Origin of the sequence: Pedobacter riviphilus, from assembly GCF_014692875.1 — a bacterium.
GTDB classification, from domain to species: domain Bacteria; phylum Bacteroidota; class Bacteroidia; order Sphingobacteriales; family Sphingobacteriaceae; genus Pedobacter; species Pedobacter riviphilus.
Window position 1 is genome coordinate 4,926,111 of the sequence record NZ_CP061171.1, and the last position, 24,784, is coordinate 4,950,894.

16 protein-coding genes are annotated in these 24,784 nt (G+C 38.0%); 11 read left to right on the forward strand and 5 right to left on the reverse strand.

Going from position 1 to position 24,784, the window contains the following annotated elements:
* Nucleotides 1-358 precede the first annotated feature (358 nt).
* A complete protein-coding gene (gene ybeY / locus H9N25_RS20240; RefSeq protein ID WP_190327033.1) occupies nt 359-796 on the reverse strand; it encodes an rRNA maturation RNase YbeY in 438 nt (145 codons plus the stop codon).
* Nucleotides 797-974: 178 nt separating this feature from the next.
* Nucleotides 975-4,292 carry a DUF4175 family protein gene (locus tag H9N25_RS20245; RefSeq protein WP_190327034.1) on the reverse strand — a complete coding sequence of 1,106 codons (3,318 nt, stop codon included), beginning with the start codon at nt 4,290-4,292 and terminating at the stop codon, nt 975-977.
* 345 nt (nt 4,293-4,637) lie between these two features.
* Here H9N25_RS20245 and H9N25_RS20250 point away from each other — a divergent pair, with 345 nt between their 5' ends.
* From H9N25_RS20250 to H9N25_RS20290, 9 genes are all read left to right on the forward strand, one after another.
* On the forward strand, nt 4,638-6,143 hold the full coding sequence (locus tag H9N25_RS20250) for a glycerophosphodiester phosphodiesterase family protein (protein ID WP_190327035.1): 1,506 nt from the start codon (nt 4,638-4,640) through the stop codon (nt 6,141-6,143).
* Between the two features lie 174 nt (nt 6,144-6,317).
* On the forward strand, nt 6,318-8,690 hold the full coding sequence (locus H9N25_RS20255; protein WP_190327036.1) for a phosphocholine-specific phospholipase C: 2,373 nt from the start codon (nt 6,318-6,320) through the stop codon (nt 8,688-8,690).
* 119 nt (nt 8,691-8,809) lie between these two features.
* Complete coding sequence (locus H9N25_RS20260; RefSeq protein WP_190327037.1) at nt 8,810-11,662, forward strand: ligand-binding sensor domain-containing protein; 2,853 nt, start codon at nt 8,810-8,812, stop codon at nt 11,660-11,662.
* Between the two features lie 35 nt (nt 11,663-11,697).
* Nucleotides 11,698-12,324 (forward strand): response regulator transcription factor, encoded by a 627-nt coding sequence (locus H9N25_RS20265; protein WP_167295918.1) that lies wholly within the window; start codon nt 11,698-11,700, stop codon nt 12,322-12,324.
* A 104-nt stretch (nt 12,325-12,428) separates the two neighbouring features.
* Nucleotides 12,429-12,794 (forward strand): VOC family protein, encoded by a 366-nt coding sequence (locus H9N25_RS20270; RefSeq protein WP_167295919.1) that lies wholly within the window; start codon nt 12,429-12,431, stop codon nt 12,792-12,794.
* Between the two features lie 4 nt (nt 12,795-12,798).
* The gene (locus H9N25_RS20275; protein ID WP_190327038.1) at nt 12,799-13,665 is read left to right on the forward strand and encodes a helix-turn-helix domain-containing protein; all 867 of its coding nucleotides are present in this window, start codon (nt 12,799-12,801) and stop codon (nt 13,663-13,665) included.
* A gap of 289 nt (nt 13,666-13,954) precedes the next feature.
* The gene (locus H9N25_RS20280; RefSeq protein ID WP_167295921.1) at nt 13,955-17,068 is read left to right on the forward strand and encodes a SusC/RagA family TonB-linked outer membrane protein; all 3,114 of its coding nucleotides are present in this window, start codon (nt 13,955-13,957) and stop codon (nt 17,066-17,068) included.
* Between the two features lie 11 nt (nt 17,069-17,079).
* Nucleotides 17,080-18,537 carry a RagB/SusD family nutrient uptake outer membrane protein gene (locus H9N25_RS20285; RefSeq protein ID WP_190327039.1) on the forward strand — a complete coding sequence of 486 codons (1,458 nt, stop codon included), beginning with the start codon at nt 17,080-17,082 and terminating at the stop codon, nt 18,535-18,537.
* Between the two features lie 165 nt (nt 18,538-18,702).
* Nucleotides 18,703-19,167 carry a nuclear transport factor 2 family protein gene (locus H9N25_RS20290; protein ID WP_167295923.1) on the forward strand — a complete coding sequence of 155 codons (465 nt, stop codon included), beginning with the start codon at nt 18,703-18,705 and terminating at the stop codon, nt 19,165-19,167.
* A gap of 93 nt (nt 19,168-19,260) precedes the next feature.
* Here the strand turns inward: H9N25_RS20290 and H9N25_RS20295 are convergent, their stop codons facing one another.
* The 3 genes from H9N25_RS20295 to H9N25_RS20305 all read right to left on the reverse strand — a co-directional run bounded on the left by H9N25_RS20295 (nt 19,261) and on the right by H9N25_RS20305 (nt 22,724).
* Entirely contained in the window at nt 19,261-19,830 is a 570-nt protein-coding gene (locus H9N25_RS20295) for a DUF2911 domain-containing protein (protein ID WP_167295924.1), read from the reverse strand.
* A gap of 133 nt (nt 19,831-19,963) precedes the next feature.
* Nucleotides 19,964-20,149 carry a hypothetical protein gene (locus tag H9N25_RS20300; protein WP_025141696.1) on the reverse strand — a complete coding sequence of 62 codons (186 nt, stop codon included), beginning with the start codon at nt 20,147-20,149 and terminating at the stop codon, nt 19,964-19,966.
* Between the two features lie 70 nt (nt 20,150-20,219).
* Nucleotides 20,220-22,724: a glycoside hydrolase family 9 protein gene (locus H9N25_RS20305; RefSeq protein ID WP_190327040.1), complete on the reverse strand. Its 2,505-nt coding sequence runs from the start codon at nt 22,722-22,724 to the stop codon at nt 20,220-20,222.
* Nucleotides 22,725-22,840: 116 nt separating this feature from the next.
* On the opposite strand from H9N25_RS20305, the gene H9N25_RS20310 reads away from it, so the two are divergent.
* Together H9N25_RS20310 and H9N25_RS20315 are read left to right on the forward strand one after the other, a co-directional pair.
* Nucleotides 22,841-23,467, forward strand: a complete 627-nt coding sequence (locus H9N25_RS20310; protein ID WP_190327041.1) for a TetR/AcrR family transcriptional regulator — start codon at nt 22,841-22,843, stop codon at nt 23,465-23,467.
* Complete coding sequence (locus H9N25_RS20315; protein ID WP_167295927.1) at nt 23,464-24,783, forward strand: TolC family protein; 1,320 nt, start codon at nt 23,464-23,466, stop codon at nt 24,781-24,783. Before H9N25_RS20310 ends, H9N25_RS20315 begins: the two co-directional genes overlap by 4 nt.
* The last annotated feature ends 1 nt before the right edge of the window (nt 24,784 follow it).

A 24,784-nucleotide genomic window follows, 5' to 3' on the forward strand; every position in this document is an offset into this window, starting at 1 on the left:
TGTTGTTTTTTGAATATAAGACTACAGGAGACAGTAAAAGTTGCAGGGAAATTTGCTGTATTATACCAGTAGAGCGTAATTATCGACGAACGCCAGTAACATTTAGACGAACGCCAATAAAAATAACTGAGAATAAAGGAAGTATTTGGTTCTTTAGTTTGTATTGGTCATAGCCTTCTGATCAGGTAGCTGTGGATCTTTATAACATGAACGATGCTGACCATAGTAGCTAAGAGACAATTGGAAATACTATTTCTACTTGTAAAACAAGTTCGGCATGACGGTCGTATTGGAAGAATAGGGAAAAGAGCAATTAAATTAGCCATCAGAATGACACCGCTAGAAAGAAAATAGTGGACTAAACTAAGCCAACCTCCGCTCTGTAACCCAGATACTCATCTTCTTTTTGGGTCATAAGGGTTTTAGCTGCTTTTCCTTTGTCTTTGTAGCCCAGTAAATGCAGGGTGCCGTGGATCATAATGCGACAAACCTCATCAAATTCCTGTGTTTTGAAGGTTTTGGCATTTTCTTTTACGCGCTCAATGCTGATGAAAATATCACTTACAATCTGTTTTTCTTCTTCAGAATTATCGAAAGTAATGATATCGGTGTAGGTATCGTGGTTTAAATATTGTTGGTTGATGCCCAAGAGGTATTCGTCGCTACAGAAAATGAAATTGAGTTCCTGCAAATTAAAGCCTTCTTTTTCAATCGTAGCTTTAATCCACTTCTTTATCTTAAGTTTCTGAGGAAGATTATAACTAACTGATTCTGTGAAAAACGATATTGCAGGCATGTTGTAGTGTTTATGGCTGCAAATTTAAGAAATATTCCAATAGCCGTCATGCTGAACTTGTTTCAGCATCTTTTTAACGAAGACCCTGAAATAAATTACCTTCGGTGAGCTCGCTTAAGGCTCGGTTTACTGCGTAGCTTTCCGCTGCGCTACAGGTCAGGATGACGCCCTCCTAGTGCTATCGTTCCATATTCAACGATTTCAAATATTCAGCGATCTTGTTTTTATAGTAATAATTTAAACTTGGAGGTAGTTTCTGCAGTATATCATTACCGTTTTGTTGCTGTTTTTTAAACTGATCCACCATTTTTTGATAAGATGGCGGGAACTCCTTCGCCGCTTTACTTTCGCGTTTTGAATCCTCTTCCTGATCGCGTTCAGCTTTTTCTGCTTCAAGTAACTTTGTTAAGAGGTCTTTTTGTCTGTTTAAGGTTTCTTGCTGCAAACGTTTATTAACCAGGTCGCTCTCGGTCTGTTTCATTTCTTTAATGGCTTCGTTTAGATTGCCCATTTTACCAGTGCCATCTTTATTCTCTTCACGGTTGATTTTTTCCAGCGCCTGGCGGATCATTTGTTGCTGCTGGGCCATCTTACCAAACTCCTGGCTCATTTGCCCTTTACCCACTTTACCTTGATTATCTCCCGATTTTTGCATTTGCTCCCTGGCTTTTTGCATACTTTTGTTCAACTGTTCCTGCATCTGTGAAAGCTGCTTCATCCCTTGCTTTTGTTTTTTTCCACTACCGCCCTTACCGTTTTTCTGCATATTTTGCAGCTGACTTAGCGCTTCGCTTAACATCAAGGTTAGGTTATTGATAGAGGTCATGGTAAATTGCTGAAAACGGTTAGCCTCTGGGGTTCTTCTGTCTCCCAAACTTTCCAAACTTTTATCGAGGTTAAAATTAATCTTGTTCATTTCCTCGTTAACAGTCGATTCTATCTGCGGAACACGCTTGCTTAAGCTATATAGGCTATCGGCAATTGTTTTAAGGTTATCTTTAATGCTGCGCTGTTTCTGAACATTGCTGGTATAAGATGGATCTGCCGCAGTCATTTTCTTTAAAGCAAGCATTACCTTTTCCTGATCGAAAGAGGTGGTCAATAAGTTTTCCAGTAACCGACGTAATTCCTTGGCATTCAGGTTGTTTTCCATTTCTTCGCCCTGCTGCTGCATATCGCTCATTTTTTTGGATAGTTTTTCCATCTGTTCGCCAGCTTTTTGTTGTTTCTGGCTTGCATTCTTCGAATCCTTCTTGTCTAAAGCTTCTTTACTATCCTGCTGTTCTTTTTGTATATCCTGTACATCTTTTTCAGGATTTTCGAAAGGATTTGGCCTTTCAAGTGATTGATTTTTTTCTTCCAGTTTTTTTAAATCATCTTTCAGATCTTTCATCTCCTTGTTAAGCGCATCCTGTTTTTGCTTTAACGATTCATTATCCTGTTTTTTATCTTTAGTTTGCTGAGCAAGTTCCTTCTGTTCTTTAGCCAATTCATTTAAACGATCGATATCGGTTTGAAGGTTTTGTTCAAATTCTAATTGTTTGTAGAGTTCTAAGATCCTGTCGAGTTCATTTTTGAGGGTTTTATTGTCCAGTTGCATTTTCGAGAGCTCGTTCTGCGTTTGGTCTTTATTTTTCTCATTCATGAGGTTTTGCAGCTTCTGCAAAAGTTCTTTTGTTTTCTCATCCAGTACATTATCAAACAGGTCTTTAATCTGTTTCTGTTTTTCCAGAAGCTCTTCAGTTTGTTTTTGGTCTTCCTGTTGCTGAATATTTTTATCGTTTTGCTCTTTTATTTCCTTAACGGCCTCATCAAGCTGTTTTTGTTTGTCTAAAAGGGCTTCAATCTGTTTCTTATCTTCAAAAGAAATCTGTTTTTTATCGATGAGGCTTTCGGCCACCTTTTTACTTTCTTTTTCGATGGTATTGGCCAGGCGTATGGCTGACTGCATTTTCTGTTTTAAAGCCTGGTTGCTTGCATTTACCTGTTCGGCGGTTTCCTTTTTGGTAGGTTGTTTAAAGGTTTTGATTTCAGATCGGGTAACTTTTGCCCCATTTACACCGTCATTATCGGCTACTTCGAAATAATATTCAATCTCCTGACCAGGTTTGGCAGCAGCAGCTTTTAAATCCCAGAAATAGAAAAAGGTATTTTCTGTTGCATTGCTTTTAATGGCAATATTTTTGGTAACTGTACCCACAATGCGGTTATTTTCTTTGATGTTGTATTTAAAACTTAAGCGGCTAAAACCATAATCATCAGTAACCTGACCACTGAAATACAAGGCTTTAGTACTAGCCGAATCTGATTTTTCTTCTACAGAAATCGCCGGAGCCTGATCTTTAACTACTGTAATTTGGTGCGAAAGCGAATCTCTAATTGTAACGTATTGGTTTTTAGGTGTAACGCTATATTTTGAATTATTTTTAATTGTAGCCCTAAAATTTGCTGCATCATCATTGATTTTAAGTAGGTTTTCGGTTCCGTTTATTATGAATAGGAGTGCACTGCTTTTTTCAGTCTTAAAATTCCAGTTTACCTGGGTACCTTCTGGTAAAAGTATATCGCCTACATTCGAAATAGTTTCAGGTTTTTTACCCAGGTAGGCAGGGAAGGTAAGTGTTGCCGTTGCGTTTAACAATTCGGGGCGGGGCTTAACTGTAACCGTAAAAACTGAAGAACTAAAACCACCTCCTTTAAAAACCAATTTTTTATCGGTTTGGATATTTTTAATGTGATAATTAAACCTAGTGGTACCTTCTTTTTCGGCTTTGTAGGTGTTTTTACCGTCTTCTACATAAATTTCGGCCGGTAATTGATCACCGGATAATTTTAGATTGATGGTTACATCTTCACCTTGTGTAACCGTTAGGTTTTTATTTAAAACTGTAAATGCAAAAGGTGCTTTTGGCGCAATATATTCATCGTACTTAAAAAAACTGTTGGTGCCTTCGCGTAAAATAGTGGGTGCGATAATGGCAATTAACAGAATAATAGAAAGGGGAATGAAAAGATACTTTAAATACTTGCGGTTATCGTTAATGCTAATGGCCGTATAAAAAGGAACAGGTTTAAGCTCCAATATTTTTTGATCGATGCTGGCTAGAATGAGGTGGTTATTTTCAGGATGATTTTCGGATAAATGATGAAGTTGTAAGGTATTCAACAGTTTATCCTTAATATCGGAAAAGTGATTTCCGATGATAACCGATGCTTCGTCGAAAGTAAGGTGTTTGCCCAATTTTAGCATCGAAAGCAAGGGTTTGATAATCAGAAAGCCAACAAGTAAGGCCCCAACAAGTAAATAGGCAAAAAATACAAAGGTTTTAAAAGCAGCACTTGGATTGAGGTAATAAAGACTTAAAAAAACAACGAGATATAGCCCTAAAAGTATGGCAGCGGCATAAATGCTCCCGCGCAGAATTTTATTCAGGTAAAATTTGCGGATAAACTCATCTATCTTCCGTAATAAATCACTGTAGTTATTGCTCACCATATCACCGTAAATGTAAAAATAGTTCTAGTCAATTGAAAGAAACCATAGAAAGGTAACGCGTTTATTTCAAATAGTTTATCAAGCGAGCCTTGTTTTTTGATTGATTTGGAAAACAATGGCCTGTGTTTCATGGAGGCCATCATCCCGCTTTTGCTACAACAAAAGCGGAAAAAGCTTTTGATTTCCGCGACTATCAGGTTTATTGAACAAAGACTGACTTACCTAAAAACAGCACATTAATTTAAAAATCTTTATCTTGTTTTTATTAATACAAAGGTTACATAGATTTTAAACTAGTATTCTGATAAAAATCTACTTTTGATTTTTTGTATAATCATACCAAATATGAAACGAGTATTTATTTCTGCACTAATGTTGTTCATTTTTACTGCCTCTTTTGCTCAAAAATTTAACTGGAATAAAAACCAGGTAATTGCCCACCGCGGAGCATGGAAGAAAAATAATTTCCCTCAAAATTCTATCGCTTCTTTAAACGAAGCCGTAAAGCTGGGTTGTTATGGATCGGAATTCGATGTGTGGATGACGGCAGATAATGTTTTGGTTATTAATCACGATCCTGAATTTCAGGGTTTGGTTATCGAAAAAGTAAACTATGCCGATTTATTGACCAAAACGATGAGCAATGGCGAAAAAATCCCAACACTCGAAGCCTATTTATTGGAAGGTAAAAAACAGAAAACCACCAAACTGATTTTAGAGATCAAACCTTCGTTAATTAGTAAAGAGCGTGGAATTGAGGTGACCAATAAATGTGTTGAAATGGTTCAGAAACTCAAGGTAGTAGAGTGGACGGAGTATATCAGTTTTGACTACGATTACTGTAAACGCATTTTAGCACTCTTGCCAAAAGCAAAAGTAGCCTACTTAAAAGGCGAAATCAGTGCCGAACAAATGAAAGCAGATAAATTAACCGGTGTTGATTATCATTTTAGTGTTTACCAAAAAGATGGATGGATTGAAAATGCCCACAAATTGGGATTAACTGTAAATGCCTGGACGGTAAATACTGTTCCTGAAATTCAATGGCTTTTAGCACACCAGGTTGATTACATTACTACTAACGAGCCAGAATTAACTTTCGAAGAGCTTAAAAAAACACCTGTTGCAGCAGGTTGGAAGCTGAAATGGGCTGATGAATTTAATGATGCCGGATTACCTTTGGCAAAAAATTGGAGTTACGATGTTGGTGGAAAGGGCTGGGGCAATAACGAACTTCAATATTATACCGATGCAGATAGCACAAACGCAATTGTAAAAAAAGGGAATCTAAATATTACTGCTGTAAAAGCAGACAAGGAAAACAACCATTATACTTCGGCCAGATTAGTAACGAAAAATAAATTCGATTTTAAATACGGAAGGGTAGAAGTTCGGGCGATATTGCCTAAAGGTAGGGGCTTATGGCCAGCTATATGGGCCTTACCAACCGATTCGAAATACGGCGGCTGGCCAAAAAGTGGCGAAATTGATATTATGGAACATGTAGGTTATGATCCGGATAGCGTTCATGGAACAGTGCATACCGAAAAATTTAACCATGTAATCAAAACACAGGTGGGCAAGGCTTTAAAGGTTGAAAATCCTTATAGCGAATATCATATTTATGCTGTAGAATGGTTTGCCGACCGCATTGATTTCTTTATCGATAACCAAAAATACCTCACCTTTAAGAATACCAAAAAAGGATCGGGCGACTGGCCTTTCGACCAAAATTTCCATATTATTTTAAATCTAGCTGTTGGTGGTGGCTGGGGTGGAAAAAAAGGAGTGGACGACACTATTTTCCCGGCGACCATGAAAGTTGATTATGTAAGGGTATTTCAGAAATAAGGTGGTTAGATCAATAACCGCCACTTATGGTTTAATTGTTGAGATAGCTCACCTCAGGCCAAACCCATTGTTTTATTCGGGTTATCAACGTTTTATTCCTATCTGAAAACTGTCAGCTGAAAAATGCTAATTGAAAATTATAACTTGCGGTATCTAAGCTATATTGTATAATTTATGGACTCACGTAGAGAATTTCTAAAAAAAGCGGCCTTGTTTGCCGGAGCCACCGGCATGGCCAACGCTTTGCCCAGTTCGGTGCTTAAAGCTATGGCCATTAACCCCGAGCCTGGCACTACATTTTACGATGCCGAGCATATTGTTTTCCTGATGCAGGAAAACAGGTCTTTCGACCACATGTTTGGTAAAATGAAGGGCGTGCGTGGATTTAACGATCCGCACCCGCACATTCAGCCCGATGGAAACAAAGTCTGGCTGCAAAAAGATGGTCAGGGATACACTTATGCCCCCTTTCATGTCGACATTAACAAAACAAAGATTACCTGGCAGGGTGGCTTGCCACACTCGTGGAACGACCAGGTAGCAGCGAGAAATGGTGGCCGTTACGATAAATGGTTGCCCGTTAAAACACCCATGACTTTGGCCTATTACGATCGGAATGATATTCCTTTCTATTATGCCATGGCCGATGCTTTTACCATTTGCGATCAGCATTTTTGCTCGTCGTTAACCGGAACAACACCAAATAGACTGTTCTTTTTTACAGGAACCGTTCGCGGAGAAAAAAGTGCAAACCGGGTTGCGGTAGTCAATAACGATCAGGCTGAATCGCAAAATAATGTGTTTGTAGATTGGCCAACCTTTCAGGAAACATTAGAAGACAATGGTATCGATTGGCGCATTTACCAAAATGAATTATGGACCTCCAAACTCCCCGAAGGTGAAATAGATGACTGGTTGGGTAATTATGGCGATAATCCTGTAGAATACATCAGCAGGCACAACGTTAAATTATCGGCTTATTTTAGAAAAAATGGCGACAATACCGTTAAACCAGCCTTAACCGCAAAAGAGGTTCAGGAGAAATACGATAAATTATCACAAAAGGAAAAAAACTTAATAGATAAAGCATTTACCACGAATATTTCTCAGAAAGATTATCTCGATCTAGAACCATTTACTTTTACAAATGACCAGGGGAAATCTGAAACGATTAATGTGCCTAAAGGCGATATTTTTCATCAGTTTAGAAAAGACGTAGACAGCGGAAAATTACCAACGGTTTCTTGGTTGGTTGCGCCCCAACGTTTTTCCGATCACACCAGCTCGCCATTGTATGGAACCTGGTATGTGAGCGAAGCCCTGGATATTTTAACCAAAAACCCAGAGGTTTGGAAAAAAACAATTTTTGTTTTAACCTACGATGAAAATGATGGGTATTTTGATCATCAGCCACCTTTCGTGGTGCCAAACCCTGATGATTCAACCAGCGGAAAGGCGTCTGAAGGAATAAATTATGCCACCGATTTTGAATCAAGAAAAGGAAGTCCGATCGGTTTGGGCTATCGGGTTCCACTGGTTATTGCCTCACCTTGGAGCAAGGGTGGTTTTGTAAACTCGCAGGTTTTCGATCATACCTCATCGATTATGTTCATGGAGAAATGGCTCGCCAAGAAAACCGGTAAGGCTATAAAAAGCAATAACATCAGCGATTGGCGCAGAAATATATGTGGCGATTTAACTTCGGTTTTTAGGCCTTACAACGGCGAAGCCATCCAATCACCCGATCCACTAAAAAGAGATGCGGTAGTAACCAGCATTGGCAATGCCAAAAATAAACCGGCCCAGGTAGGTCCAACAGCTTTGAATAAAACCGAAGTGGCCAAAATTAATAAGTTTGGGGCCTTTTCACGTGAAACATCAATCCATGCACCAAAGCAGGAGAATGGCACCAAACACGCATGTGCGCTTCCTTATCATTTAACGGTTGATGCAAATCTGGTTAACAATGAGATCGCACTAACTTTTCAATCGGCAAAAACTTTGTTTGGTAGCGAAATAGAAACCGTCGGTGCGCCTTTCAACATGAATACCATTGCCAAATTTAAGGGAGTTGCAGGCAAAACATGGGCCTATGCGGTAAAAGCGGGCGATGTGTTAAAAGACAGCATCAAACTGGATGATTTTGATAACGAAGTTTATGATCTAATAGTAAGTGGTCCGAATGGTTTTTACAGGCATTTCGTGGGCAGCAAAGAAAATCCTTCTGTTGTTGTAAAAGTATACCCAGAGCAGGGCGGTTTGGTAAGCAAAAAACTTACAGGTGCCCTGGTTTTTGCTATTGAAAACAAAGGCGCCAGCTTGGTTACGCTTCAAATTGTAGATAATAAATACAAATCGGGAAGTAGAACCGTAACAATCAAGCCAAAATCGAGTGCAAATATTTCGTTTAATCTGGCTAAAAATGCGAATTGGTACGATTTCAGTATTGTACAGGCAGGAAATACCACATTTAAACACCGTTATGCAGGTAAAATAGAAACTGGGGAAATTACCCAAACAGATCCATACATGGGTAACGCATCATAAATATCCCCCAAAAAGGGGGATGGCTTTTGAAAGAAATTATGCTTATTTTGTATTATATGTGCAGTAAACTGTCTATAATCAGGATAAACTTCATAGTTTCTTTCATTTTGCTTTTTAGCTTGAAGCTATCGGCTCAAAGCTATAATTTTACCAATTATAGCTTGAAAGACGGCTTGCCACAATCGCAGGTAATGGTAATTTATCAAGCAAAAGACAGAACACTTTGGCTTGGCACTTTGGGTGGGGTAAGTAATTTCGATGGTAGGGAATTTATCTCATACAGCAAAGCTGATGGATTGGGATCTAACTCCGTAAACTGCATTGCAGAAGATAACCAGGGCCAAATGCTTTTTGGTACCGAAACAGGTATCAGCATCCTTAAACGTGGAAAAATAAGCACCCTGTTTTCGGGCAAAGGAGTCAGCCATCTGCTTAAAGACAAGCAGGGAATTGTTTGGGGAATTAGTGGTCATAAGCTTTTCAAAATTGAAAAGGATAAAGTTGTATTTTATTCCATTTCCGATAAAAATATTCATACCATAAACAGTGATAGCGCTGGAAACCTATACGCGGTTGTGTCAGAAAAGGGGATTTATCAATTAAAAAACAACAATTGGATAATTTACCAGGAGTTACCTCCAGCCATCAATACTTTATCTATCGGGAAAATTTTATTTGACAAAACCGTAAAGAATAAGGCTTATCTCTTAACCTCTCGTAGCGGAATTTATGTACTGGAGAATGGCATAGTTAAACCATTTTTTAAAAAAGAAGGCATTGATACCTATTATTCCATCGCACAGGATAATCGTGGAAATATGTGGGTAGGCTTTGAAAAAGGGGCTTACTTTATTAACAAAAACGGTTCGATCCTTAATTTTAACGGAGATAACGGATTGAGCGATAATCAGGTTAACGAAATATTTAGCGATGCTGAAAACAATATCTGGATATCTTGCTTTAGTGACGGTATTTATAAATATGAAGGTGATGCTTTTATTCGCTATAATAGGTTTAAGGGTAAGAACCTGGCTTATCCAATAAGCGGAATCGCAGCAGATAAAAATGATAACCTCTGGTTTGGTACTTTTAACAAAGGTGTTTTTAAGTATGATGGTAAAGATGTACTAAATGTTGATATCCCTGCTTTTAAGGATAAAAAAATCTACTTTGTTTATGCCGATAAAGCAAAAAATATTTGGTTTTCTACCTATGGTAAAGGCATTTGGAAATACGATGGGCAGAAATTTAGCCAGGTATTAAAGCCAGATCGGTTTGATAACAGCTCGATAGCCGAAGATGAGGAAGGAGGGATCTGGATAAACGGGCTCATGTCATCAACTTATCTAAAAGATGGGAAAACTGAACGAATAAGCGGATTTGATGGTTACTTATCTTGTGTTTACCCTTTGAGCAAGGATAGCGTGTTGCTTGGCACCTCAAATGGTATTACACTGATTAAAAATAGAAAGATAGATAAAACATTTCATATTAAATCCCTAGGCAATGTTTTCGTACTGAGCATTATAAGGCATGAAGATAACTTAATTTTTGCTACGCTTGGCGACGGGATTATCACCTGGAATTTAAAAACGAAAGCTATTAAACGTTATGTTGTTGCCGACGGGTTGAACTCAAATGATATTTATAGCCTTGCAACCGACAAGAATAATAATTTATGGGCCGGAACAGGGCGAGGGATTAACAAACTTACTTTTAATCGGCAGCAACAATTTTATGAAGTTTTTAGGGATCACCCGCTAATTGTAGAGTGTAACCAAAACGCTATTATCAATTATAAAAACAGCATATTGGTGGGCACTATAAATGGCCTCATTCAATGTAAAACCAATGCGCTTGCAGAGGACAAAAAAAATCCTTTTATCCATATTCAACAGGTAAGTGTTTTTCATAAAAATAATCGGGCAAAAGATCTTTCAATCGATCTGAACGGAAAAGGAGATAAATTTTATAAACTTGACTACAGTCAAAACCACATTTCGATAAGTTTTAAAGGGGTTTACCTCACCAATCCCGAAAGCGTGCTTTACCGTTACAAACTGGTTGGGATAGATAACGATTTCAGCAAACCTGTACCCAACACGGAGATCGAATATTCGACCATAAGGCCAGGTAGTTATACTTTCCAGGTTTATGCTATTGCGAATGGCCAGCAATCAAATATCGAGCAGTTTAGCTTTACCATTGTGTCGCCGTATTACGATACCGTCATATTTAAGGTTATCGCATTTCTGGTACTTATATTTCTGATCTGGCTTATCTTTTACCTCATTTTTAAAACCAGGGAAAGGAAAAAACATCAGTTTGAAAAGTTAAAGTTAAAAGAACAGGAAAAAATCCGTAAGCAAACGGCGGAAGATTTTCACGATGATATTGGTAATAAACTAACCAGGATTAATGTTTTGTCTGAAATTTTGGATAAAAAAGTTGCCGGGACAGAAAAAGAGCAAAAAGAACTGATTAGGTTAATCAGAGAGAATGCCGGTTTGCTATATACCGGAACAAAAGATATTCTTTGGGCGCTTGATCCACATAGCGATAACCTTTTTGAGATTTTGGTGCACATTAAAAATTTTGGTATAGATCTTTTCCAAAATACAGGCGTTACGTTCAAAATGGAAGGGGTATTAAGTAAATACCAAAAACTACAGCTGTCGATGGAGTTTAACCGAAACCTCACGTTAATTTTTAAGGAAATGCTCAACAATGTATTAAAGCATGCCAAGGCAAGCCAGGTGTTGATTATGGTTATAGAAACCGATCATGATACAGTAAACATTTTAACAACAGACGATGGCGAAGGTTTTGATATTGAAACGGTACAAAAAGGAAGAGGACTAAACAATATTCAAACGCGCTGCAAACGTATAAAATCGACTTTTCAAATTTCTTCAATTCGGGGAAAAGGCACCACTACAACAATTTCCACCAGAATTCCTGTTACAAAATAGCACTAAAACCGTCTTAATTAAAAACCAAACACAAAATGAGCCAGAATTTACGAATTGTTCTAATCGAAGATGACGATGTTTTACGAATGGGGTATGAATCGTTATTAAGCGATGTTGAAGATTTTGTGGTGGTAAATGCTTATGCATCATACGATTTGGCCAAGAAACACTTAGAGACCGATTACCCTGACGTGATTTTGCTTGATATCCAGATGCCAGGCACCAATGGATTGCAGGCCTTGCCTTTTATCAAAAAAACCTTACCCAACACAAATATTATTATTCTCACTGTTTTCGATTCGCCCGAATTGGTTTTCGAAGCCCTAACCATGGGGGCAGGTGGTTATCTTACCAAAAATTCGAGTGCCTCAAAAATTATAGACGCCGTAAGAGAAGTGAGTACTGGTGGAGGGGCCATGAGCACAAATGTTGCGCGCATTGTAATGCATTCTTTTCAAAAAAACCTGAACTCTCCCTTAACTAAACGCGAAACCGAAATATTAGATCGGATTGCAAACGGACAAACAAAATCTCAAATCGCAAACGATCTCTTTATTGATCCGGAAACGGTGAGAAGCCATGTGAAAAATATTTACATCAAACTTGATGTAAACTCCAAGGCAGAAGCGATTAAAACAGCCAAAGAAAAGCGCTTTATTTAATCTATAGCGGTATTCTGCTAAAAAAAATGCGAAAATCACCCTTTTTGGGTGATCCTTTGGATTCAATTTCAGTTTAATTTTACATCATACAATTAAACAGGACAATGAACCAATCTGTAAAATTCTTTTATGTGCAAGTAACGCAACTAAATGATGCAGATGCATTTTATGCCAACTGTTTAGGGATGCCTACAGAATCAACAATGATTTCTGAAAAGGAAAAAGGAATAATGGTTAAGGCAGATCATGAGACCAGTATTTTCCTGTCGGAACAAAAGCATCAAAACCAGACCAATAAAATTGTATTAACCAGCGATGATTGTTTAGAAGATTATTGCAGGCTAAAATCGAGAGGGGTTATTTTTAAAAATAGGCCAGTTTACCTAAGTGAGGGTTTAAGTATCGAATTTTCTGATCCTTATGGTAATCATTTTATCATATTGGAACAGCGTAACTACAATGAGGATTAATGTAATGAGGTACGTAAAAGAATTAAGCAATAGGAATAAAATTATAAGCGAAAGCACCTGTGAAGCCATATACGAGCAACAGAACGATGCTTATACTATTAAGTTTGTTTTTAACGGAACCGAAGATTGTGAAATTAACAAGCGTAAGTTTAGCATTTACCCCGATACTTTTGCGGTAGTAAACGCGGGAACAAATTTTAGCAGCAAAATAGACTCAATAAGTCCTGTAAATACATTTTCTGTTTCTTTTGGCGAAAATTTTATTAAAGATTTTTATCATACTTTTTCGAGTAGCAACGAAAGTTTACTGGCCGGAAAAGAAGTAGAGAAAATACCTTCGTTTATCGAATCACTTTATCCGTTTTCTGGCGATATGCGTTTTAACGTATTGCATTTAAAAAGCCAGATCGATAAAGGTTTGAAAGATGAAATGCTGATTAATGAATACCTGTACCACTGCCTTTTAAATTATTATAAAATTTACGATAAAGAGGTGATCCAGAAATTAGATAAACTCAGCTTTATCAAAGCAAAAACCCGCGAAGAGGTTTTAAAAAGATTAACACTTGCTAAAGAATACATTAGCAGCAATTACAATCAAAATATAACATTAGAAAATATTGCCGAACAGGCATGTTTATCGGTTAACCATTTGCTAAGAACATTTAAAGAAGCATATGAAATTAGCCCATACCAATTTTTGGTGCACTTAAGATTAAACAGAGCTAAAAAACTATTGCAAACCACCACTTATTCCTTAAATGAGATAGTAGGTTTAGTAGGGTTTGAATGCCCAAGCTCATTTATCAGGTTATTTAAACACACGTTCAATATTACCCCTCTAAAATATAGAAAGAGTAGGTTGAACTAATTATAAATAGTGATTTCTGCATATTTTGAATGTTAGGATGAAACTATTTTTGAAGCTCTTGCAGGACAATTTGTAGAAGTTTTTTCCTGTTTAGGTTAATAATGATTAAAAAAGCAAACTGCCAGGATTGGGGTTTGCTTTTTTGCGTTTAAAGCCCCTTCTGTACAGAATGGTGATTTTCGCACATTTTCAGATTTTCACAGCACCTAAATTGCTTATTGATTTGGTTTCGTGCTCATCTGCTAAAAACCTGTTGAACTAATTAATTACTAACTATTTATTCCCAAACATGAAACAAAAATTACTATTGATTTTAATGGTGGCGGTTTTGTCTTATTTTGATGCCCTGGCGCAAAATAGAACAATTACCGGAAAAGTGGTTGATGCGGATGATGGCTTGCCATTGCCAGGCGTATCCATAAAGATAAAAGGAACCACACAACTAACTCAAACCACTGGGCAAGGAACCTTTTCAATTTCGGTACCAGCAAATGCACAGAGTTTAGTGTTGAGCTATGTTGGTTACACTGAGCAGGAAGTAAAAATAACAGGCGAAACGCTAAATATTCGCATGGTTTCATCTTCTAAAAACCTGCAGGATGTAATGATTATCGGTTATGGAACCATTAAGAAGGAAAACTTTACAGGTTCTGCAGCTGTGATTGATGACGATGTTTTTAAAGATCGTCCAGTTACTTCTTTTGAGAAAGCCCTACAAGGAGCTGCTGCTGGTGTGCAGGTTACCAGTGTATCTGGTCAGCCAGGTGCAACTTCTACTGTTAGGATTCGTGGAGTAGGTTCCTTTACCGCTTCAAGTACCCCGCTTTATGTGGTTGATGGAATTGCCATTACCAATGGCGATTTAAGTTCGGTTGCACAAACTTCTGATGTACTTTCTTCAATAAATCCCAACGATATTGCTTCGGTAACAGTATTAAAAGATGCGACCGCTGCAGCTATTTATGGTTCTAGGGCAGCAAATGGTGTGGTATTGATCACAACAAAGCAAGGAAAAGCCGGCAAAACTAAATTGAATTTAAGCTCTAGCACCGGATATTCTTACCAGGCAGTAGATAAGCATAAGGTAATGGATGCCACACAATATTACAAAACATTTTGGGATGTTTATTATGCACAGCGTTTGGCAGCGGGTTTAGCTCCTGATGCTGCGGCTACTGCAGCAAATGGATTAACCAATGCTAAATTAGTTGTAAATCCATACAACACGGCTAATCCTTACGCAGCAAATGGAGTATTGGCTAATGGAGCATCATTGCTTTACGATACCGATTGGCGTGATGAAGTATTGCGCAGAGGCGTAACTAAAAATATTGATTTATCAGCTAGTGGTGGTAATGATAGAAGTAAATTCTTTGTTTCGGGTGGTTACTTTGAGCAAAATGGCATTGTAATTCGCTCAGATTTTAAACGCTATTCAGGCAAGTTTAACTTTAATACCGATGTTACCGATTTCTTAAAAGTGGGCATTAACAACAGTTTAACCCGCACCGAGCAAAATACCCCGGCCGGAAGTACTGGTTCTGATAACCCGGTAAACTTTGCAGATCAAACAGCCAATATTTATCCCTTATATGTACGTGATGCCAACGGAAACGTAGTATATGATGCAACCGGAAACCCTGTCTACAACTACATTAACCCTGTTACACCAGATTTTAACCCGGTTGGTTTATCTAAACTGAATGAATACAATACCATAACCAACAGGGTTATCACCAGTCCTTATGCCGAGGTTCGGTTTTTAAAAGATTTTGTTGCTAAAAGTATGGTGGGAATTGATTATATCAACAACCGCGAACGCCAGTTCTACAACATGGAGCATGGCGATGGTGTGAGTGTAAAAGGACGCGCATACCGTTATTCGAAAGAGGATGTTACTGTAACGTTTCAAAATACTTTAACCTACAACAAAACTTTCAATCAGCATAATTTCGATGTTTTATTAGGCCAAGAAGCATACCGTTCAAAACGTGATTTTAACTATTCCCAGGTTACAGGATTCCCTTTCCCAGGGACTAATGAGCAAATTGCTGCATCAACACCATCAACAGTACAATCTTATTATACCCAACAAAGGTTTGCCTCGTATTTTTCGCGTTTGCAATATAACTACGCAGGTAAGTATTATCTATCTGGAAGTTTAAGAAGAGACGGTTCATCTGTTTTTGGAAATGACAATAAATACGGAACATTTTATTCTGTTGGTGGCGGATGGCGCATCGGCAGAGAGAATTTCTTAAAAGATGTAAACTGGATTGATGAATTAAAATTAAGAGCCAGTTATGGTACTTCAGGTAACGACAGAATTGATCGTTATGCGGCCCAGGGTTTATATGGCTTGGGTAAAAACTACGAAGGACAATCGGGCATTAACTATGTTCAGCTCGAAAATGTAAACCTGAAATGGGAGCAGAATTCAACTTTAGATATTGGTGTGGAGTTCGCTTTCCTGAAAGGGAAAATTAGCGGTGAAGCCTCATATTATAAAAGAGGGTCTAAAGGCTTATTGTTTGATCAGCCTCTTACAAGGTTAACCGGCTTTGATAATTTGACTACAAACCTTGCCTCGATGGATAATTATGGTGTAGAGATTTTATTAAACGGAAACCCGGTTAAAACCAAAGATTTCGATTGGAACATCTCTTTTAATATTACTTCGAATAGAAACAAAATCAATGCAATGACCCAAAATGAAGTAATTGATGGTACCAAAAGATGGAAAGTAGGAGCTGACAGATACCAATGGTATTTACGTGATTATGCAGGAGTTGATCCGGCAGATGGCCGACCAATGTGGTATACCGACGAAATTGTAAATGGTCAGGCTACAGGGAACAGAATTACCACAAAAAACTGGTCAACTGCAACACGTTATGATGGTTTAGGGTCTTCGCTACCAAAATTCACAGGAGGTTTTAACAACACCTTTAGATATAGGGAATTTGATTTAAGCGTATTCACTTATTTTTCTACCGGAGCTAAAATTTACGATACCTTATATGGTAACCTGATGCATAGTGGGGGGGCTGTTGGTAAGCAATTATCAATAGATAATTATAACAGCTGGCAAAAACCAGGTGACATAACCGATGTACCCCGCTTTGTAATCAATAATACTGATTTAGGAAATAACCAATCAACCCGTTTCTTATACGATGGATCATTTATGCGTGTTAAAAATATCGCATTGGGCTATTCATTAAAGAAAAATTGGTTAGAAACTGTTCATTTGTCGAATGTTAGGGTGTATTTAATGGCTGAAAATCCATTTACATGGGCTAAACATAAAGGTATGGATCCTGAATCGGCCCTTACCGGTTTAACTGATAACGATATTCCAAATGTTAAAACATTTACGTTAGGTCTTAATGTTGGATTTTAATTGATAAAGTAATGAAAAAGATAAAAACATATAAAACCGCCATATATACCGGAGTAATGTTTCTTCTTGTTGGGGCAACATCCTGCAAGAAAGAGTTTTTACAGGTAACCCCAACACAACAAATAAATGCTAAAGATGCTTTTTCGTCAGGAGCAAAAATACAGGCAGCCATGACTGGTATTTACGATCTTACTACCTTTTCGGGTTATACTAATAATATGATATTAAGTGCCGATGTTAAGGGTAACGATGTAATGGTTGTAAGCGGTGCCGGAAACTATAACCGTTTTGTAGCACAATATCAGTTTGTAGAAACAGTAAACAACGGCGATGCCTATGCCTGGTGGCAATACAGTTATAAAGTGATTTCAAATGCAAACCAGTTTGTGGTGAACATTCCGGAGGCGCCTATCAGCGATGCCTTAAAAACAGAATATCTGGCCGAAGCGCGAGCGTTAAGAGCTTACACGTATTTCTGGTTAGTACGTTGGTTTGCACAGCCTTATGCTGTAAATCCTGAAGCGCTTGGTGTACCTATTTTAAGAAAACCTTTAGGGCCAGATGAAACATCACCTGCCAGGGATAAAGTAAAAGATGTGTATGCTTTTATTATTGATGATTTGAAATATGCGGAAACAAACTTACCAACAACAGGCAGAACCAGTATTTATAGAATGAGTGTTCCTACTATACAAGGTATGTTAGCTCGTGTTTATTTAAACATGGGCAATTGGGCCGAAGCTAGCCGCTACGCTAAGTTAGCACGTGCAGCAAAGCCATTAAGTACAGCCGCCGCATTGTTAACAGGCTTTAATAACCCAACCTCTGAGTGGATTTACGCCATTAATGTAAGAACAGATGATAACCAGGGTTTCCTTGCAGTATCATCATTTTACGACCCTTACGATTCAGGTTACTCAAGCTTTAGGGTTACTGATGATTTCTTTAATTCTTTTGCCGCAAACGATGAGCGTAAAAAACAGTTCCTGGTTAAAAACAGTCCAACTGCTGCTGCCAGTACCGGCGCTTACAGAAGAAGAGGAGAGGGATATCTGATCAATAAGTTCGACTTTACAACTACGCCTGCTAATAATCAGGTGCTAATTCGCTCTTCAGAGATGTATTTAATTGAGGCAGAAGCAGAAGCAAGATTGGGTAATGAACCAGCAGCTAAACAAGCTTTATTGGCTATACAGCAACGCGCTGGTGTAGCTACTGTTGTTTCAGCAAACACAGGTAATGCTTTAATTGAAGAAATACTGTTGGAGCGTAATAAAGAGTTGTATGGCGAAGGACATAAGTTTTTCGATTTGTTACGTACTAAAAAAGGTGTGGACAGAACCGGTTCTACAGTACACTGGAAAATCTTAAACTTCCCATCTGGTGATAATAGGTTGGTTTCTCCGATTCCTCAGTTAGAACTGGATGCCAATCCGGTATTAAAACCTCAGCAAAACCCGGGTTATTAATCCATTTTTTCGCTGAATTGAATTCAGTTCACAGCCCTTTCCAAAACCAATTGGAAAGGGCTTTTTAATGCAATATCACATTTTAGTTACCTCATCATTATGGTGTTATCGGCATATTATTTTTATCAGTTCCGGCCGACCTTTAATAAAAAAACACAGATAGTTATGAGACTAAAAGCTTTGGTGATTTTATTACTAGGTATTACAATCACAAATAATGTTTTTGCAGCTGAAAAACCAACTGCAAGCCATAAATCGGTTATCAATTATTATATGGATAGTTACATGAATTCTGATTATAAAAAGTTAAAAGCGGTTTTAAGCGAAGATGCTGTTTTTACTTCGAATAGAGATGTAAGGGTAATTAAACATAAAGCAAGTGATGTATTAAGCCAGATGAAGAAAAATGAAGGCGTAATTCAGCGCGATTGCAGCATCAGTTCTACAATTGTTTCTGAAACCGATGCCCTGGTAATTGCACGTGTAGATATTAATTACGAATTATTTGATGGTGCACAACAAAACTTTGTGATCATCGAGAAAGATAAAGAAGGCGAATGGAAAATTACGCAGGTATACAAAGTCTTTATCAGCAACGATAGTGAGGCTAAAAAACTCGTTTCAAATTAAGGGCATTATTCTTAGATGCGGAGAATTATATAGCAAATAAAACAACAAAGTCTCGGTTATTACCGAGACTTTGTTGTTTTATTTCTTTTCGACTTAAAAGTTAATTGGTAATTCTACCTGCGTTCTGTCCCACCCGATAACCAGATTAGCACCTCCAATAATCTCTGTAAAGGTTAAGGAGAAATACTCGATCGGTTTAGCCAGGGTTTTAACCGGAACATTTACACGAACAATATCTTTAGCCTGATTGTAGGTAAAAGCACCCCATTTATCGGTTTCGCTATTTACAATAATCGTCCAGGTGTCTTTATTTGGAATGGCAAATATGCTATAAGCACCTGCTTTGATTTTTTTACCGCCAATGCTTACTTTTTTGAAGAAACGAACCTCTGTACTTTCGTTAGCACCAAAACGCCAAACATTTCCATACTGTTCTAAAACGCCAAAAATATCACGCCCTTTTTTCTGTGGGCGCGAATAAACAATCTTTATAACCGGTTTTGTTGGGTCTCCAGCCTTTGCCTTTGGGGCATTAAGTGGAAAATAAACAATATCTGCAGGGCTTGGGTCTGCAACAGGAAATTTTACTTCGGCGGTAGGGGCTTGTTGGGCCTTTGCGCCAAAACAAAGAAGAGCGAAAACAACAATGAAGATATTTTTCATTTATAGGTTTTTGTTTTCAGTAGCGATGAGCAATTATGATTTTACAGTTATTCGTAAAATCATAATCGCCTCATTTGCTGTGGAATTATATTTTTAATCCTTAAAAGGATTTAATTGTATAAGGGACTAAAAACTAGTATTTTCTTCCTTTTACGATAGCGTTTAAAAATAAGCCTGCTGTTAACAAACCTAAAACGCCACCTAACAAAGCAAAAATATAGTTTTGCGTAATGATTGCTCCAGTTAAAACTCCGAAGAATAAACCTAAAGCATAATATAACCAGTTGAAATTATTGCTGCTGTTCTCTTGTACACTCATGTTTTTTGTTATTTGGAGGCAAAGTTAATATTTATTTTAAATTTAATTTGTCATTACACCCAAATTCTAATTAATTATCAATTCTAGCCAATTTATAATCAGCCTTTTTCAGATAGCTAATCAATTCTGCCAACCTGTTATAAAATTTATCAGTTCTTCTGGCATCTGTACCAATGTGCAGCAATAAGATAAAACCATTTAAACCACTGGGCTTTGTTTCATTAAAGGTAATAATCGATCGATATATTTCATCGCTCGATCGATAACTTTTTCCCATTTCGGGATAGGTATAATCAGCGTTTGATCGTGTGCCGGGAGTGAAGTTGATTAATTGTAAGCCCAGCGCATTGGTACAGTTGGCGATGGTTTGGTTATACCATTCGTAAGGAGGTAAAAAATAGCTCGCCGTTTCTTTGTTAATCCCAAAACCTGCCATGGCCTGATAGTTATTATTTAAATCTTTTTCGAAATCAGTTTTTGTAACCAGAAGACTGTCGCGTTTATTCCAATCGCAGTACAATAAATGTTTGTCAGAATGCGGGCCTAGGTAATGCCCGTCATTTTTTAGTTTTTTAATCAATGAATGGAAGTTAGGGTTCCGATAAAAATTTCCGGTAAGAAAAAAAGATGCTTTAACTTTCTCCTGTGCCAGCACCTTGCTTATTTTCTCGCCGCCATCAGCATATTCATCACCTGTAAAAACCAGATAGATTTTCTTTTGAGTAGAATCGCCCCGAATGTTCGCACCCAAGCTATAAGTTTTATGGTTGGGTAAGGCTTTAGCCTGTGCTTCTTTGGCCGCTAATAAATAAATAAGAGAGGCTGTTCCGTCCATTGTAGGTTCATTGGTACTATAATCGCCATAATCATCGTGGTAAACGGCCAGGTCGCTCTGAAAGTCGGCATATTCATCAGCTTCATTTAATTTGATCCCAATCAAGCCTTTATAAATATTGGTGTAAACTGGTCCGTCAACCAGTCCGCCATTTATTGGATAATTCTTTAAATGGGTAAAAGCCGAATGCGGATCGGTTGGGGTATCTCCCCATTGAGGCAGACCATAAACCATACTCGTTCCCCAAGGATTACCGCCAAAAAGCCAATCGAAATTAGCCTGTTCAAGCTCAGCGTAGGTTTTATCGCCACTTAAGGCGGCATACCAGTTGCATTGCATAGCAAAGGAAACAGTTAAATTGTTACTACACCAGATAAAAGGAATACCACGGTAAAAGGCGTTGTTTTGTGCACGGTTCCAAACTTGCTTAATTCCCTTTTGATAATAGCTGATGGCTGTTTTGTCCTTTAAATCTTGTCTGGCAATTTCGTAGTGACCAAGGTTGATGAAAGGATAATATTGATAGTGCGCTGCGGTGTCTTTTTGTAGCCAAGGCGTGACACTTTCTTGCTGAGCATAGTTTAAGGCCAGCGTTATTTTCTTTTGATCGACCTTTTCTCTTCCAAAATTGAATGATGTTTCTGCCAGTTCCATATCGTCAACCCAATTGTCTTCAGCATAAATGTATGGCGATTTTACAGAAGCCGTTTGTGTTACACCAGGTTTTCGTAACGCGAATTTATATGCCGTTTTGGCTTTTTTAGTAAGCATTTGTGCATAAGTCCGATCACGCTCTTTAAATAAAACAGAACCTAGATTAAAAGCACTGGTAAATTTAGCAGCGGTAGAGCTGGTTCCTGTGGTGTTGTTCATAAATTTACCACGCTGCTGCGGTTCTCCGGTAATAAAATAAAGCGGGCGCTCAAACCCTTTACCATATTGGCTGTCTTCTTTTGGTATTCGCATGCTAATGTGATCACGGTCATCAGCCAATTGGTTAAACATCATGTTCTTTTGCGGATGCATTTTCAGTAGCCAATCTAAACCCCACTTTGCTTCATCCAAAATATCGGCCCTGCCGTTTTTTCCGGTTAAACCATTTGCCTGTTGCTTATCGCCAAAAACCTGTGGGAAATCGCGGTAGGCCATTAATAAATGATAAGTAGCATTAGCAGATGTTGTTGAATATTGCAAATAATCACTTGCATCGTGCCACCCACCAGAAGCATCAAAATGCATACTGTCTTTAAGGCCTGCTTTTGCACCATATAATACAAAGCCATCGTGGGTATGGCAACTGTCTTTAAGGTAGGGGTTAAAGCCGCTTCGTTGCTGGCGCATATACTGCAAGCAGAAATCTGCCGCACCTTTATATACATCATCATTGATCAGTAGCAGGGGCGAAGTAGTGCCATTTGCCCGGATATAAAAACGCCCCTGTTTTTTAAAATCGCTAAAGTTTAACCTGGCTGTTTGCTTAAAAGGGCCATAATGCCCAAAACTTTTAATATTAGTTGAGGTATAAACAATTTTATTGGTCTCTTTCTCTACAATTTCAAATTGGGCAGGTATTTCATTTGTTTTACTCGCCCATACTGCAACTTTAATACTTTCGGTAGGGTAGCCGAGCAGATTAATCCTGATCCAGCTCTGATGGTCTCTTCTTGTTGTGCCGATAAATGAACATAGGAGCCATAGGGCAAGGGCAAAAGTTGCCACTGTAAAGAACTTATTTTTCATTATCAAGGGTGATTATTTCATTTAAAATTAGGGTTTTATCAAGATAATGTAAAAGAAGTACTAAAACATTTGGAAATTAATCAATCGTTTGATTAATTTTGTGTCGTCAAAAAGAAATGAAAACAGAAAAAGTAGATAAAAAACAAGCCATTCTCGCTGCAGCTGAAAAGTTGTTTTGCGAAACGGGTTATGAGGGTACTTCTACCCGGCAGATTGCTAAAGAATCTGGGGCGAACATGGCGATGATAAATTATTATTTCGGTTCGAAAGAAGGTGTTTTTGTAGAGATCATGAACGAGCGGATTGCAGGTTTTGCATCTCAGCTCAAAATCATCAATGAAGATAAGATTTCGGCGTTGGAAAAATTGCACAAAGTTATAGAAGGCTATGTAAATAGGATTATGAGTAACACTGCATTTCATAAAATGATGCACCGTGAACTGTCTTTAACCCAAAGGCCCGAAATGTACGATAAGATTAAGGACGCCATGAGCCAGAACATGCAGCTTATCGACCGGATTATTGCAGGCGGTATTGAAGACGGCAGTTTTAATAAGGTAGATGTGCGGATGGTAATTGCGACTATTATGGGTACCATAACCAATATTGTTATTGCACCACATAAGGTAATGTCGTGCGCTAATTTCGACCTGAACAATCCGAAGGATAAAAAAATTATTAAAGAGCGGGCAATAGCTCACTTACAAGATTTAACAACAGTTTATTTAACGACAAAAAGATGATACCCAAATCGATTAGATTAATGCTAGTGGCATCATTAATTCCTGCAGCTTTATTTGCGCAGAGCAGTAAGGAATTAAATATTAACCAGGCAATAGAACTTGGCATAGCCAATAGTAAAAACTTAAAACTTTCTCAAAACAAAATTGATCAGGCTGCTGCACAGCTCGCAGTTGTAAAAGACAATGCATTGCCAACCGCAAGTGCAAGTTTTATGTACAACCATGCTGAAATACCAACCACTACCTTTGCTTTGCCGGGTAGTGAGTCATCTTTTCACCTGCCTAAAAGAGCCGATGCTTTTGTAGGTACAGCAGCGGTACAAGAACTTGTTTACGGAGGCGGTAAATTAAAATATGCAAAAGAATCTACCAAATTATTGGCCGAGGTTGCACATTTAGATGCCGATAAAAACAAAGAAGAAATTACGTATGCAGTAATCAATACCTATTATGCTTTATACAAGGTTTTACAGAGCAGAAAAGTGGTTGATCAGAATTTAGAATCGATCGCTGCTCAGATTAAACAGGCACAACGTTTCTTCGAACAGGGTATTGTAACCAAAAACGATGTACTGCGTTTCCAGTTGCAGCAGGCAAATGTTACGCTAACGCAAATGGATATTGAAAGTAACCGCAAAGTGATCAACTATAATTTAGATATTCTTTTGGGTTTACCGGAAGATACCGAAGTTAAAATTGTTGATCCAACCATTGGCTTAAAAACACCAGGTTCGTTAAACGAATATATTGGGCTGGCAATGGCCAACCGCCAGGAATTAAAACAACTTGATGTGCAGAACAAAGTTGCCGATTTTAACATTAAAACCATCAAAGCAAATACGTTGCCTACCGTTGGTGTTGGTGCAAACTTATATTACATTAACCCAAGTGGCAATTTTATTCCGCCAACAAATCAATATTTAATGCCTATTACATTAGGGGCAACAGTTTCCTGGAATTTCGGCAACCTTTGGACAAACAAGAACAAGGTAAGCGAAGCGAAAATTCAGCAAAGTGCAATTATCATTCAGAAAGATATATTATCTGATCAGGTAAAAACAGATATAAACAAAAACTTTCAAGGTTATCAAGTGGCCATGAACAAGATTCAGGTTTTGGAAACTTCAATTGCACAAGCTACTGAAAATGATAAATTGTTGGCATCTAAATACAAAAACAATGTGGCTTCTGTTACCGATCGTATTGATGCAGAAACTTTATTGTACCAGGCAAAAATAAACTTAGAGATAGCTAAGGCAGACGCAGGTTTGGCTTACTATACACTATTAAAATCAACAGGAAAAATAACGCAATAAA